This is a genomic window from Microbulbifer mixtoriginis (SeqCode) (assembly GCF_052467515.1).
On sequence record NZ_CP174314.1, the window covers coordinates 3,878,247 to 3,892,500 of the forward strand.

The window sequence follows — 14,254 nt, forward strand, 5'->3', positions numbered from 1 at the left end:
GTGGCTTCTCCCTTGATGTCAGGGTTACCCATGAAAAGAATAGAAATGCTCCTCCCGGACCAGCGCTCGCTTTTATCCTGCGCCATCGCCCTTACACTGATCACCGGTGCCTTACAGGGATGCGGTGGCGGAGGGGGTTCTTCCTCTGATACAGAAATCAGCAGCGAGGGCAGTGATTCCTCAACCGGCAGCAACAGCGGTGATGACAGCAATGGGGACGAAGACACTGGAGGAGGCGACAGCAGTACGGAAGACACTGGGGTCTGGGTCGTCAATACCACCGGAGAGCGCGCGCCCTATATCTACGAGAACAACAGTAATGAGCAAGTTCTGGTCAATGTGCAGAGTGTTGAATCTGTTACTGTAAGCGGCAAGGAATACACCCGGGTATCCGCAAGCGGAATTCCCGACTACGAAATTCTGATCACCGAAAATATCCTCAGTGCCCTGCTCACCCGCCCCAAGGTTAACAGTGATTTCCTAAACGGCAGCCCCAATGTCCAACTGGGTGACTTCATCAATTTTGGTCAGGATATCGGTTATCGCAGCAACGCCTCCTGTGGTGCCGAAGCAGGCTATGGCTTCTGGCCCCCCGGCCCTGTCTGCCCGGAGAATGTCTCGCATCAGGGCTACATCCCCAAATCCCCGGAAGCTGCAACAGAGGACTGTGAAACTAGCCTCGGCGTGCAGGGCTACTGGGTAAATGGCACCTCTATCTATCAGTGGAGCGACGGCCAGTCTGTCAACAACACCTGGCACACCCTAGCCCCTCTGGCCGAAGTCTATGATGTGGATGTCTGTGGTGGTCATGCCGCCAACGGTGATTACCATCATCATTTCTACAGCGACTGCCTGGCAAATCTGGTGGGGGATGTAGGTGATGCCCACTCACCAATTTATGGTTATACCGCCGACGGCTACCCGATTTATGGGCCCTGGGAAGGCGACGGACAATTGGCAATAAGCAGCTGGGCAATACGCGACTACGACGATCCCAGCTCAGAAACCGGTTGTGGCGTCGCCGGCGAGCGCTCATGCCTATTGGTTGACGAATACGACACTAGCAAGGGCGTTGCAAATACCAACAATACCGGCCCATCCACCAACGGCAGTTATACCTCCCTATCCGGTAACGAATTCGATACTACCGCCGGCTTTTTTTACGAGGACTATTACTGGGATCCTGAACTGTCAGCCCAGGGTGGTACATACCTGGACCAGTACAACGGCCATACAGATGAAGATCGCGGCTACCATTATCACTTGACTGTCACACTTAGCGATGACGCCCAATTGGTGCCCGCATTCCCCTTCACTTTTGGACCACGCTTTTACGGAAAACTGGATGAGCAAACCATTGTAAACCGGTGTTCTTCAACCATTGGGCGCTGACATCGAGCATCATTAAAGGCGAACTTTCTATGAAAATAATCGGGTATTTTCTTATTGGCTCCCTCTTCGGTCTGATGGTATCGAACAGCCCCGCACTGGCCGCCCAGCCCAACCCCCACGCCGGCCACAACGGCGATCAACATCCGGTCAAAGAGATACCCGTGCATATAGCCATACCGAGAATTGAACTGGACATCAGCAGAGATAGCCTGTCCGGTTTCAATTTACATATCTGCTACGACCGCTTCGAACTGGAATCCCCCCGCTACGCCAAAAATAAGCCACAGCGTTTCCTCGAAGGGCACGCACACCTCTACATCAATGGGGAAAAAATACAGCGTCTCTACGCCGCCGACGTGCATCTACCAAAAAAACTGCTGAAGCCTGGCTTCAACCAAATCACAGTGACTCTCAATGCGCACGACCACAGTACCTGGAGTCGCGGGGGCAAGCGGGTTTTGGCAACTCTATTTATTCAGCGCGACAGAGATAACTTTGTCCTGCACCATTTTTCCACATCGCCTTTATCTCAGGGTGAAAGGAGGGAAGAAAGTAAGAAGCCACAAGATTTAGCGCACATTAGCCAGTAAGCCGCTGGAGGTTTTCCCGCTGTATTTATTCAGCACGATTTTTCGCAAAGTACCTGAACTGCTTTGTATTCTTGGTCATAAACAGCAAGTAACTGGTCACTGAGATTGCCTCCCCTTTTGCTGTAAGTGTACGCTTGGAGAATCATCCGAACGGGCAAAGCCCAAAATGGTGGAACGGGAGAGTCCGCTATACCCACTGTCCGTAGGAAGGACTGCAAAAAAGATGTCGTTAAATATTCGCAACAAACTCAGCCTGGCTTTTTTACTCACCACGGCGATTACTGTCGGTGGTATGTTTATTTTTTTCCAGTGGAGTTTCAGCCACGGTTTTCAGGCTTATATGCGTGCACAAGAGTTGCGCGATGTGGAAGGACTGGTCCAGGCACTGGAACGCTTTTACCGTCGTAAGGGCAGCTGGAAATCTCTAGAAGCGAATGGCTCCGAGTGGATTGACCTGCACAGACAAACTATCTTTCGCCGCTTCGACCGCTTACCGCCACCCCCACCACCTGATGGCAGGCCACCGCGAGGTATGTTCGGGCCAGGCCATCGCCCGCCTATGGGCAACCGCTTGGGGCCGCGCCTAAGCCTTTTTGACAGTGAAAAGCGACTCGTGATTGGTCGACCAGCACCGGAAAAAGAATTGCTCTATCAGCCAATTAAAGTAGCAGATAAAACTGTTGGCTACCTCACTATCAATCCACCGCCCGAGCTCTCCAATAATTATGAACAGGGTTTTATCCGGGAGTTATCCCGCACTTTTGCGCTGATCTCCATCGCCACTTTTCTCGTTGCCCTAGCCATTGCCCTGCCCCTGGCCTGGCAGCTGGTACGTCCTATCCAACGCCTGGCCGAAGCCACCCACCGCCTCACTTCGGGAGATTATAAAACCCGAATTGATATCGAGCGGCGCGACGAACTTGGCCAGCTGAGTGCGGACTTCAATCGCTTGGCGGCAACCCTGGAGGCCAACGAGCACGCGCGCAATCGCTGGATGGCCGATATATCCCATGAGCTGCGCACTCCACTGGCAGTACTCAAAGGGCAAATTGAAGCCCTGCAGGATGGTGTACGCACAGCCACACCGGAAAACCTCAATATTTTGCACGATAAAATTCGCCAGCTCAGCCGCTTGATAAACGACCTCTATGAGCTTTCGCTATCCGATGCCGGGGCCTTGAACTATTGCAAATTCGACCTCTCATTGGGCCCATTGCTGATCAGGGTAGTTGAGGATTTTCACAGTGCCTTTGCCGAGAAAAATATCGATTTGCAATTGCAGTGTGAGTTGGCCGAAAACAAACTAATTTACGCTGATGAGGCACGCCTACAACAATTGTTTGGCAACCTCCTCACCAATAGCTTGCGTTATACCGATAGCGGTGGCCAACTTAAAATACATGCCCGCGCGGAAGCGCAAACGGCTATTATCACCTTTGCTGATTCCTCTCCGGGAGTCACCAGTGCAGATATGCCTCACCTTTTCGATCGTCTCTATCGCACCGAAGTCTCGCGCAGCCGAGAAACCGGGGGGGCGGGCCTGGGGCTGTCGATTTGCCAGAATATTGTCCAAGCCCACGAGGGCAGTATTTCCGCTGGCCCGTCTCGCCTGGGCGGCCTGGAAATTAGTATTTATCTCCCTCTCAGCGAGAGGATCAAATGGTAGGAATAATGGGCGCAAGGATTTTAATTGTCGAAGATGAAATAGAACTGGCCAACTTGCTGCTGGATTACCTTGAAGCAGCTGGCTACCAGGCCGATATACTCACCAATGGCAATGAGGTCATCCCCCATGTCGAGACCCACCCCCCGGACCTGATTTTGCTCGATCTGATGTTACCGGGGAAAGGCGGATTGGAGATCTGCACGGCAATCCGCCGCTACAGCAGCGTACCGATTATTATGCTGACCGCCAGAATTGAAGAGGCTGACCGCTTGCGCGGCTTGGAAATTGGAGCGGACGACTATGTGTGTAAACCCTATAGCCCCAGGGAAATCGTCGCGCGGGTCAAAGCCGTTTTGCGTCGTACGCACAGTTCCGAGCAACAAAAACTCGGGGAGATCCAGCTGCAGCGCAACACCGGTCAACTGTTGATCGGGGGCCAGGACGTGGGCTTAACGGCCCTGGAGTTCCATCTCTTCGAGCTTCTCTACAGTGAGCCGGGCCGTATTTTTTCCCGAGAACAAATCATGGATCGTATTTATTCCGACTACCGGGTAATCAGCGATCGAACTATCGATAGCCACATAAAAAAAGTGCGCAAGAAAATTGCGGCCTTGCTGCCGGATAAAGAATTAATCCATTCAGTTTACGGTGCGGGATACAAATTTGAGGTGCAGTAATTATTACAGTGTAAACGCGTAGTACTCTGTATTTTGATAGAGCCGCAAAAGAGATGCTGGGAGCTGAGCTCCCAGCGATCAAATTACAAAGCCTCGGTGGCTTTCTGTAACCAGGAAGCCGTTTTTTCATTCACCAGAGGCGTAATGATCTTCCGCACACGCTGGTGGTAACAGTTCAACCATTGCAGCTCTTGCGCGGTGAGAAGTGTAGTATCAATCAGACTTCGATCGATCGGCGCCAGCGTTAATTCCTCAAACTGCAAAAAACCTTGGTAATCCACACTCTCTTTTACAAACACCAGATTTTCAATACGAATACCGTATTGACCGGTGAGATAAAAACCCGGTTCATTGGAGAGAATCATACCGGGCTGTAACGGGGTATTGGTAACCGCTTTGCCGATACGCTGTGGCCCTTCGTGCACACTTAGGAAACTACCAACACCATGACCTGTTCCGTGGGCGTAATCCAAGCCGGCATCCCATAGAGATCTACGTGCAATCGCATCGATCTGCTCTCCACAGGTACCCTGCGGAAAGCGTAGGGTAGCGATGGCAATATGTCCTTTAAGCACACGGGTAAAGTGCTCTCGTGCAAGTGCAGGAATTTCTCCCAGGGCCACTGTACGAGTCACATCCGTGGTGCCATCGGGATATTGAGCGCCCGAGTCGCACAGGAAAATTCCCTCAGGAGCCATCGGCAAGCTCGACTCCTCGCTCACCCGGTAGTGCACTATGGCACCATTGGGACCATAGCCCGAAATAGTTTCAAAGCTATTGCCGCGAAAGCCTTCGCGCTGCTGACGCTTGCTGTAAAGCAGCTTCACCGCAGCCAGCTCATCCAAACCTTCTGCCACTGCAGTGGGCAGTTCGGCTAGGAATTCACACAGCGCTGCACCATCGCGCTCATGCGCTGCCCTGGAGCCCGCCAGCTCTACGGAATTTTTACACGCCTTGGCCTGGGTCACAGGGTCACGCTCCAATAGCAATTGCAAATCCAGAGCGCGTAGCTGCTGCAGAGTCCAACAGTTACTAATTGTGGGGTCTACCCAAATCCTGTTCACGTGGCGGCGGCGCAGACCTTCAAACAACTGGCCCTTCTCGGTTACCACCATCACTTCCCGATTAAGGTGCTCCAAAAGCCCCTCACCAACTGCCGGTTCGGCCAGATACAAAATTGCGCTGCCGTCTCTGAAGAGCACTCCACTGGATAGTGCTACAGGTAAATGGGGAATGTCGTCTCCACGAATATTGAACAGCCAGGCACAGCTCTCGGGATTTGCCAGCCACAGAGCATCTACACGCTTTTCGGCGAGAAGAGTGGCGATGCGCTGGCGCTTTTCACTGGAGTGCTCACCAGTAAACACATAGGGGTGGGGGCAGGCTTGGCCACAGGGAGATGCTGGCCGGTCGAGCCAAATCGTATCAATGGGATTGTGCTCCAAGGGCTTTAGAGCAATATCTCGTTCAGCCAAATACTCTTTCAACAGCGCCAACCCCGGCTCCGTATGCAGGCGAGGATCAAAGCCCAGAGACTGACCCGAGCGCAGCTGATCACCCACCCAACGGGCAATAACCTGGCTATTTAGATCCTCCAGGGCTATGGGCAGGTCTCCCAATTGCTGCTGGCCTTGCAGGGTATAGCGACCATCTACAAAAAGAGCAGCTTTATCCAGGCCAATCACCGCCATGCCCGCAGATCCAGTGAAGCCAGTAATCCAGGCCAAACGCTCATCTGCTGCGGGCACATATTCATTCTGATACTCATCGGCGCGGGGAACCAGGAAAGCCTCCACGCCCTGTCGCCGCAACTCCTCCCGCACTCGCTGTAATCGTTCCTGACTCATACTTCCCCCATGGTTTTCCAGCACCCGAGCCACTTCTGCAGCCCCATGCTTAGTCACTGTTCTTTGTGATGACCTTGACTCGACTGAAAAGTCGAATTTATTCAAAAAGATGTTCTGGAGTGCCAGCAGTGCTGGCAGCTCCGCCTATTGACACTGCTGAAATGGTTTTTATGCCCCAATTTCAGAGGCCAATTTCGCAGTATACCCCACCCTTGTATCAGCGCCGGCGTGTATAATGCAGACCTGTTTTTATTCCGAATATCGAGTGATCGAATCTTAAAATATGGGCCAGAGTTCTTCCCTGGCGGGCTACGCCGGCCGCCGCACCTTCGCTATTATTTCCCACCCGGACGCCGGTAAAACAACCGTGACCGAAAAGCTACTTTTATTCGGAAATGCCATTCAGCTGGCAGGTTCGGTTAAAGGGAAAAAAGGTCCCCACGCGCGCTCCGACTGGATGACCATGGAACAAGAAAGGGGTATCTCCGTCACCTCCTCGGTGATGCAGTTTCCCTACAAGGAGCGCACGGTTAACCTGCTCGACACCCCCGGGCACGAAGACTTCTCCGAAGACACCTACCGGGTACTCACTGCGGTCGACTCTGCGCTGATGGTGATTGACGGCGCCAAGGGTGTAGAAGACCGCACCATCAAATTGATGAATGTGTGCCGACTGCGCACTACGCCGATTCTCTCCTTTATCAACAAACTGGACCGGGATATTCGCGACCCCATCGAAGTGATGGATGAAATTGAAGAAGTCTTGAATATCCAAGCCGCCCCCATCAATTGGCCACTGAGCTCCGGTAAAAATTTTAAAGGGGTATACAACCTCTACACCGATACAATTCACGTATTTACTCAAGGCCAGGGTCACACAATTCCCGACGATATCCAGATCAAAGGGCTCGACTCCGCTGAGGCCGATGAGCTACTCGGCGAATATGCCGAGGACATCCGCGAAGAAATCGAACTGGTACGCGGCGCTACCCACGAATTCAATCTGGAAGCTTATTTAGCTGGCGAACTGACTCCGGTATTTTTCGGCACTGCGCTTGGTAATTTTGGCGTACGTGAAATGCTCGATGGATTTGTCGAGTGGGCCCCGGGCCCTCAGCCTCGCGCCACCCAGGAGCGCCAGGTAGAACCAAACGAAGAAAAGTTCTCCGGTTTTGTGTTCAAGATTCAGGCCAATATGGACCCCAAACACCGCGACCGTATTGCCTTTATGCGCGTCTGTTCCGGTACTTATAGCCGTGGCATGAAAATGAAACATGTACGCATCGGCAAAGATATAAAAATTGCCGACGCCGTAACATTTATGGCTGGCGACCGAACCCACGTGGAAGAGGCGATTGCCGGCGATATTATCGGCCTGCACAACCATGGCACTATCCAGATCGGAGATGCCTTTACTGAAGGTGAGTCTCTAAAGTTTACCGGCATTCCCAATTTCGCCCCGGAGTTATTCCGTCGTATTCGCCTGAAAGATCCTTTAAAACTAAAGCAACTGCAAAAGGGCTTGCAGCAGCTCTCCGAAGAGGGCTCTACCCAGGTATTTTTCCCTCTGGATAACAACGACATTATTGTCGGCGCCGTCGGTGTCCTGCAGTTTGAAGTGGTCGCCTATCGCCTCAAGGACGAATATAAGGTGGAAGCCATTTATGAAAATGTAAATGTAAATACTGCTCGCTGGGTGGAAAGCGAGAGCGTGAAAGAGTTGGAAAACTTTAAACGCAAAGCAAGTACCAACCTCGCCATAGATGGCAGTGGACACTTGACCTACCTAGCGCCTACCCGTGTGAATTTGCAGTTGGCAGAGGAGCGTTATCCAGATATTCGCTTCTACGCCACCCGCGAACATTAACTTGGGTGGACGTTTCCTGAAATCGCTTGTCAGTTCCAGGATGTTTGAGCAGTAGACAGAGAGATCAATAATGAGTCAGCAGAAAGAATTACCGGAAGAAATGCCCCGCCTCGGCAACAGCCTGACCGCTGCTATTGGTAGGCTGCTGATCCGGCTGATGGGGTGGCGCCTGGAGGGTACCTTCCCTCCGGAAAAAAAAGTGATGGTGGCCCTGGCCCCGCACACCTCCAACTGGGACTTTGTCGTGGCCATGCCTTTTATCATGGCCTATAGGGTGAAAATTTCCTGGCTCATGAAGAAGGAAGCTTTTTTCTTCCCCTTTAAAAATCTCTTTATGTGGCTCGGTGGTGTGCCCACCAATCGTGGTTCTGCAGGGGGCATCGCCAAACAGGTAGCTAGGCAATACCGCAATAACGAAAAAATGTGGGTCGGCATCACTCCCGAGGGAACTCGCAAGAAAGTCACTAAGTGGAAAAGTGGCTTCCTGCGAATTGCTTATGCTTCCGAGGTACCAATTTTGCTGATTGCCTGGGACTTCTCTCGCAAGCGTTTCTGCCTGGACTCCCTCTACCATCCCACGGGAAACCTGGAAGAGGATATGACGGAAATCCAACGTCGCTTCAGTAAATACCAGGGGTTCCACCACAATATGCAAACCGATCTCTTGGAGGGCAGTGATTCCTCCCGTGATAGAATTCAGTAGCGATTTAACCCTTAGCACATATTTGATACTCGCCGCGGTGGCTTTCACCGCTGGCTTTATCAACGCCATCTCCGGCGGCGGAGGTCTGCTAACCCTGCCCGCACTCTTATGGGCTGGCCTCCCCCCCCTAGATGCCCTCGGCACGAATAAATTCCAGGCCGTTTTCGGTACTCTCTCATCCAGCTTCAACTACTTTCGAAAAGGGCACTTACAACTGAAGCCCCTGTGGCCGGGCTTGATAGCGGCCGTTTTTGGCTCCGTCCTCGGCACCTGGGCAGTCACCAAAGTCGGGGGAGACATACTCGATACACTACTGCCGATATTAATTATCGTCATCGCCCTCTACTTCGCATTTTCGCCGCGAATTTCTGATATTGACTCTAAATCCAGAATAAGCCCTGGGCTATTTAACATTCTGATTGGTGGTGGGATTGGTTTTTATGGAGGTTTTTTTGGTCCTGGAATAGGGGCCTTCTATGCCCTGGCATTCGCCGCTCTACTGGGTTACAACATGCGTAAAGCCACGGCATCATGCAAACCGCTGGTATTGGCCACCAATATCACCTCACTGGTTATATTTATGCTGGGTGGATACTTTTCACTGATAGTCGGTATCACTATGGCGGGCACCCAGATTATCGGTGCAAGATTAGGATCTAACCTGGTTATTTCCCATGGAGCCAAACTGATTAAGCCTGTAGTTATTCTCGTTACTATGTCCATCGCGATAAAATTACTGCTGGAGCCCTAGAAAGTGACCCTGTTCCTCACTCTGCTGCTGTCCTTCTGTGCTTTTGTCATTGTGATCTGGACATTAATGCATCTGCGCACTCCGCGATTTCGTATGGACAGAGCCAGCTTTATTAAAGGCCTGGAGGATGCCATCACCGGCCAGGCTAGCGAGAGTGAATGGCGTGCCCTAGTGGCGATACCAATGCGCCATGATCCTGAGTTGGAAGCAATGCGACTCAAGTGTCTCGAAATAGAAGAGCACGAGTCCAGTGATCACTCGCCCTATTTATTTACCGAGAAGGGGCTGGAACAACTGCGGCATATTCGCAGTAGGCTACTTATCAACACACCTAACAAACAACCTAGATCTTGAGTCAACGAGCTTTAATCAAGGATAAACATATGTTTAAACCACTACTGACCCTCACTGGGGCCTTTATTGCAACTACAGCGATCAGCATCGCCCAGGCGAAGCCACTACCCCAGGAAGATCTGTCCGTGGCAGAAGTATTGCGTGATCGCGCCCTGGCTTCTTCCGATGCCTATAGCATCGTTGAATCCTTGACGGTAGAAGTGGGCCCCCGTCGCGCAGGTACGGAAGGTGATCGGCGTGCAGTGGCTTGGGCCCAGGAAAAAATGAAATCCCTGGGGTTCGATCGGGTTTATACAGAGCAAATTGAAGTACCCCGCTGGACACGTGGACATGCCCACGCCCAGGTGGTTTCGCCCTACCCCCAACCACTGGTGGTGTCTTCCCTGGGCTATAGCGTAGCAACCCCCAAAGGTGGCCTTACTGCGGAAATCGTCGAGTTTCCCGATGTTGAAGCCCTACTGCAAGCCTCCCCTAAACAGGTAAAAGGGAAAATAGCCTTCATCAACAAGCGCATGGAAAAAGCTCGTACGGGTGAAGGCTATGGCCCTACAGTGCAAGGGCGCAGTAAAGGTATGCGTGCAGCCGCTGAGAAAGGTGCTGCCGCACTGCTCCTAAGGTCCGTGGGTACTGATTCTGACCGCTTTGCCCATACCGGCATGATGTCTATTAATGATGTCGAAAACCCTGTTCCCGCACTGGCACTGTCAGCCCCGGATGCCAACCTTTTAGAAGCCATGTTGAAACGTGGCAAGCCGGTAGAAGTTAAGCTCGACATAGATAACCAGCGTCACAGTGATGGCCCATCATTTAACGTTATTGGAGAAATTACTGGCCGCGAGAAACCCGAAGAAGTCATGATTATTGGCGCCCACTTGGATTCTTGGGATGAAGGTACCGGTGCGCTGGATGATGGCGCCGGAGTCGCCATAGTAATGGAGACCGCTCGCCTGATTGCCGAGCTCCCCAAGCGTCCTCGCCGTACCCTGCGCGTAGTTCTCTTTGGCGCCGAAGAAATTGGCCTGGTCGGTGCCAAGCAGTATTTAGATGCACATCGTCACGAGCTGGATAATATTATTGCCATCTCTGAGTCTGACTTTGGCGCAGGTAATATCTGGAGATTTGATACTCGTTTGCCTGAGAGTAAATTCGATATTGCCGACCAAATAATGCAATTACTAGCACCTCTCGGCATCGAGCGCGGACATAACAAATCCTATGGCGGACCAGACAGTAGTGTGTTTGTCGCCGAAGGAGTCCCTGCCTTCGGTCTCTACCAGGATGGTGCCGACTACTTCGACTATCACCATACCCCTAACGATACCCTCGATAAGGTGAAGCCAGAGAACCTGCGCCAGAACGTCGCAGCCTGGGTGGTGATGTCCTTCCTTGCCACCGAGATGGAAGATGACCTCGGCCGAATTCCCTCAAAAATAAAAGAGTAAACTAAGCACCTCACAACCACGACAAGAGCCTCCTCAGTGGAGGCTCTTTATACCTCACCTGCCAACTACCCTATTCGTACTATTCCCCAAGTTACCCACAACAGCAAGGCATATTTCTGTTTCCTGCTGATGACCATTCCATTAACAGGCTGTTACTAACAGAATCCATGGATAGAGCTGTGTATAACTCAGGGATATCCACGCTCAGGCCCCTGTTTCCGCGGGGCTCTTTTCAACGGGCAAAAAAACACCAGCCATTTATCCACTTTCCAGCGCTTGGCGTTATTAACAGAAAGTCTGGATAGACTTGTGCATAACTGCGGTATATCCGCGCCAGGCCCCGTGGTTGCACAGGTTCATTAAAACGTGCAAAAAATCACCGGTATTTTTATTGATATTTCTGCGCCGTTTTTTCAACGCAATGATTTTTCTAGGTTAAAGAGCACTTTTTAATTTCAGATGTTTTTTTGGTGGTGTTTGAGGTACAGATTAAATAAAGCGCGCTATTTTTTTGTATTTCCATTTTTTCCTTACAGAAAAAACTTAAGAAAGCGCTTTATTTATAGGAGGGAAGGTTCCTCGGAGCTTTTTAGAGTCTGCGCTTTTTTAATTGACTTTTACCGAGTTGGATTTTTCGGCGGGAGTGTTGCGAGTAAAAATTCGATTGGGCTTTTTATTTTTTATTCTCTGTTTTTATTTTTTTATGCATTCAATTTTTTTGTACATAAAAAAAGGGCCACCCTGTTGGGTGGCCCTTTCGGATTAGAAGCCTGACGATGACCTACTCTCACATGGGGAAGCCCCACACTACCATCGGCGATGTTGCGTTTCACTTCTGAGTTCGGCAAGGGATCAGGTGGTTCCACAACTCTATTGTCGTCAGGCAAACTGGCTTGGGTTGGCGTTGGTCTTATAAGCAATCTGCTTGGCCTGCCGCGTTATCGCTGTTTGCCTCGGTCATGTTGTTGACCGGCGATAACCCCAAATAAGTCGGTAAAACAATCTGTAGTAATACACCGCAAGCGATCATTGTGTGTCTTTCATTCCACAATCCGCTAGCTTAGCTAGTCGTTAGTAACCATCTCTGTTGTATGGTCAAGCCGCACGGGCAATTAGTACTGGTTAGCTCAACGCCTCACAACGCTTCCACACCCAGCCTATCAACGTGGTAGTCTTCCACGGCCCTTTAGGACTCTCAAGGAGTCAGGGAAATCTAATCTTGAAGGAGGCTTCCCGCTTAGATGCTTTCAGCGGTTATCCCGTCCGAACATAGCTACCGGGCAATGCCACTGGCGTGACAACCCGAACACCAGAGGTTCGTTCACTCCGGTCCTCTCGTACTAGGAGCAACTCTTCTCAAATTTCCAACGCCCACGGCAGATAGGGACCGAACTGTCTCACGACGTTCTAAACCCAGCTCGCGTACCACTTTAAATGGCGAACAGCCATACCCTTGGGACCGGCTTCAGCCCCAGGATGTGATGAGCCGACATCGAGGTGCCAAACACCGCCGTCGATGTGAACTCTTGGGCGGTATCAGCCTGTTATCCCCGGAGTACCTTTTATCCGTTGAGCGATGGCCCTTCCATACAGAACCACCGGATCACTATGACCTACTTTCGTACCTGCTCGACATGTCTGTCTCGCAGTCAAGCGCACTTATACCATTATGCTCATTGCATGATTTCCGACCATGCTGAGTGCACCTTCGTACTCCTCCGTTACTCTTTGGGAGGAGACCGCCCCAGTCAAACTACCCACCATACACTGTCCTCGATCCGGATAACGGACCAGAGTTAGAACCTCAAACATACCAGGGTGGTATTTCAAGGACGGCTCCACAGTAACTAGCGTTACTGCTTCAAAGCCTCCCACCTATCCTACACAAGTAGGCTCAAAGTTCAGTGCAAAGCTGTAGTAAAGGTTCACGGGGTCTTTCCGTCTAGCCGCGGGTACACTGCATCTTAACAGCGATTTCAATTTCACTGAGTCTCTGGTGGAGACAGCGTGGCCATCGTTACGCCATTCGTGCAGGTCGGAACTTACCCGACAAGGAATTTCGCTACCTTAGGACCGTTATAGTTACGGCCGCCGTTTACCGGGGCTTCGATCAAGAGCTTCGCCGAAGCTAACCCCATCAATTAACCTTCCGGCACCGGGCAGGCGTCACACCCTATACGTCCTCTTACGAGTTTGCAGAGTGCTATGTTTTTAATAAACAGTCGCAGCCACCTGGTCACTTCGACCGGCCTCAGCTTAGGGAGCAAGTCCCATCACCAAAACCGGCGTACCTTCTCCCGAAGTTACGGTACCATTTTGCCTAGTTCCTTCACCAGAGTTCTCTCAAGCGCCTTGGTATTCTCTACCTGACCACCTGTGTCGGTTTAGAGTACGATTCACTATTGCCTGAAGCTTAGAAGTTTTTCCTGGAAGCAGGGCATCAACCACTTCACCCACAAGTGGGCTTCGTCATCAATTCTCAGCCTTAGGGACCCGGATTTGCCTAAGTCCCCAGCCTACAACCTTAAACATGGACAACCAATCGCCATGCTGGCCTAGCCTTCTCCGTCACTCCGTCGCAGCAATAGCGAGTACAGGAATATTAACCTGTTTCCCATCGACTACGGCTTTCGCCCTCGCCTTAGGGGTCGACTAACCCTGTCCCGATTAGCGTTGGACAGGAACCCTTGGTCTTCCGGCGGGGAGGTTTTTCACCTCCCTTGTCGTTACTCATGTCAGCATTCGCACTTGTGATACCTCCAGCAGACCTCCCGATCCACCTTCAACGGCTTACACAACGCTCCTCTACCATGCTCCTAAGAGCATCCGCAGCTTCGGTTACCAGTTTTAGCCCCGGTATATCTTCCGCGCAGGCCGACTCGACTAGTGAGCTATTACGCTTTCTTTAAAGGATGGCTGCTTCTAAGCCAACCTCCTAGCTGTCTGGGCCTTCCCACATCGTTTC

The 14,254-nt window shown here is 51.6% G+C and carries 10 protein-coding genes and 2 rRNA genes (1 of these 12 running past the window's edge); 9 read left to right on the top strand and 3 right to left on the bottom strand.

Translation table 11 applies throughout. The features are described from left to right. Positions 1–30: 30 nt before the first annotated feature. From ACJJIT_RS16645 to ACJJIT_RS16660, 4 genes are all read left to right on the top strand, one after another. Entirely contained in the window at positions 31–1,392 is a 1,362-nt protein-coding gene (locus ACJJIT_RS16645) for a YHYH protein (RefSeq protein ID WP_444899105.1), read from the top strand. Positions 1,393–1,421: 29 nt separating this feature from the next. Continuing rightward, a complete protein-coding gene (locus ACJJIT_RS16650; RefSeq protein WP_444899106.1) occupies positions 1,422–1,982 on the top strand; it encodes a hypothetical protein in 561 nt (186 codons plus the stop codon). A gap of 223 nt (positions 1,983–2,205) precedes the next feature. Beyond that, a complete protein-coding gene (locus tag ACJJIT_RS16655) occupies positions 2,206–3,648 on the top strand; it encodes an ATP-binding protein (protein ID WP_444899107.1) in 1,443 nt (480 codons plus the stop codon). Between the two features lie 5 nt (positions 3,649–3,653). Next, positions 3,654–4,325 carry a response regulator gene (locus ACJJIT_RS16660; protein WP_444891706.1) on the top strand — a complete coding sequence of 224 codons (672 nt, stop codon included), beginning with the start codon at positions 3,654–3,656 and terminating at the stop codon, positions 4,323–4,325. 83 nt (positions 4,326–4,408) lie between these two features. Here ACJJIT_RS16660 and ACJJIT_RS16665 read toward each other — a convergent pair whose 3' ends face one another. Further along, positions 4,409–6,172: an aminopeptidase P family protein gene (locus tag ACJJIT_RS16665; protein ID WP_444899108.1), complete on the bottom strand. Its 1,764-nt coding sequence runs from the start codon at positions 6,170–6,172 to the stop codon at positions 4,409–4,411. 283 nt (positions 6,173–6,455) lie between these two features. Between ACJJIT_RS16665 and ACJJIT_RS16670 the strand changes: the two genes are divergently transcribed. The 5 genes from ACJJIT_RS16670 (at position 6,456) to ACJJIT_RS16690 (ending at position 11,289) form a co-directional block, all read left to right on the top strand. Then, positions 6,456–8,039, top strand: a complete 1,584-nt coding sequence (locus tag ACJJIT_RS16670; protein ID WP_444883737.1) for a peptide chain release factor 3 — start codon at positions 6,456–6,458, stop codon at positions 8,037–8,039. A gap of 70 nt (positions 8,040–8,109) precedes the next feature. After that, entirely contained in the window at positions 8,110–8,742 is a 633-nt protein-coding gene (locus ACJJIT_RS16675; protein WP_444899109.1) for a lysophospholipid acyltransferase family protein, read from the top strand. Then, a complete protein-coding gene (locus ACJJIT_RS16680; protein WP_444899110.1) occupies positions 8,714–9,493 on the top strand; it encodes a TSUP family transporter in 780 nt (259 codons plus the stop codon). The genes ACJJIT_RS16675 and ACJJIT_RS16680 overlap by 29 nt, the downstream gene beginning before the upstream one ends. Before the next feature lie 3 nt (positions 9,494–9,496). Further along, on the top strand, positions 9,497–9,847 hold the full coding sequence (locus tag ACJJIT_RS16685) for a hypothetical protein (protein ID WP_444887994.1): 351 nt from the start codon (positions 9,497–9,499) through the stop codon (positions 9,845–9,847). A gap of 29 nt (positions 9,848–9,876) precedes the next feature. Continuing rightward, positions 9,877–11,289 carry a M20/M25/M40 family metallo-hydrolase gene (locus tag ACJJIT_RS16690; protein WP_444899111.1) on the top strand — a complete coding sequence of 471 codons (1,413 nt, stop codon included), beginning with the start codon at positions 9,877–9,879 and terminating at the stop codon, positions 11,287–11,289. Positions 11,290–12,057: 768 nt separating this feature from the next. Here the strand turns inward: ACJJIT_RS16690 and rrf are convergent. Then, positions 12,058–12,173 (bottom strand): 5S ribosomal RNA (rrf, locus tag ACJJIT_RS16695). Positions 12,174–12,380: 207 nt separating this feature from the next. Next, positions 12,381–14,254, bottom strand: a 23S ribosomal RNA gene (locus tag ACJJIT_RS16700); it runs 1,007 nt beyond the window's last position.

Bases quoted from the DNA above. Each gene is read 5' to 3' on its own strand.
- ACJJIT_RS16645 (WP_444899105.1), top strand. From the start codon at position 31: ATGAAAAGAATAGAAATGCTCCTCCCGGACCAGCGCTCGCTTTTATCC.
- ACJJIT_RS16650 (WP_444899106.1), top strand. From the start codon at position 1,422: ATGAAAATAATCGGGTATTTTCTTATTGGCTCCCTCTTCGGTCTGATG.
- ACJJIT_RS16655 (WP_444899107.1), top strand. From the start codon at position 2,206: ATGTCGTTAAATATTCGCAACAAACTCAGCCTGGCTTTTTTACTCACC.
- ACJJIT_RS16660 (WP_444891706.1), top strand. From the start codon at position 3,654: ATGGGCGCAAGGATTTTAATTGTCGAAGATGAAATAGAACTGGCCAAC.
- ACJJIT_RS16665 (WP_444899108.1), bottom strand. From the start codon at position 6,172: ATGAGTCAGGAACGATTACAGCGAGTGCGGGAGGAGTTGCGGCGACAG.
- ACJJIT_RS16670 (WP_444883737.1), top strand. From the start codon at position 6,456: ATGGGCCAGAGTTCTTCCCTGGCGGGCTACGCCGGCCGCCGCACCTTC.
- ACJJIT_RS16675 (WP_444899109.1), top strand. From the start codon at position 8,110: ATGAGTCAGCAGAAAGAATTACCGGAAGAAATGCCCCGCCTCGGCAAC.
- ACJJIT_RS16690 (WP_444899111.1), top strand. From the start codon at position 9,877: ATGTTTAAACCACTACTGACCCTCACTGGGGCCTTTATTGCAACTACA.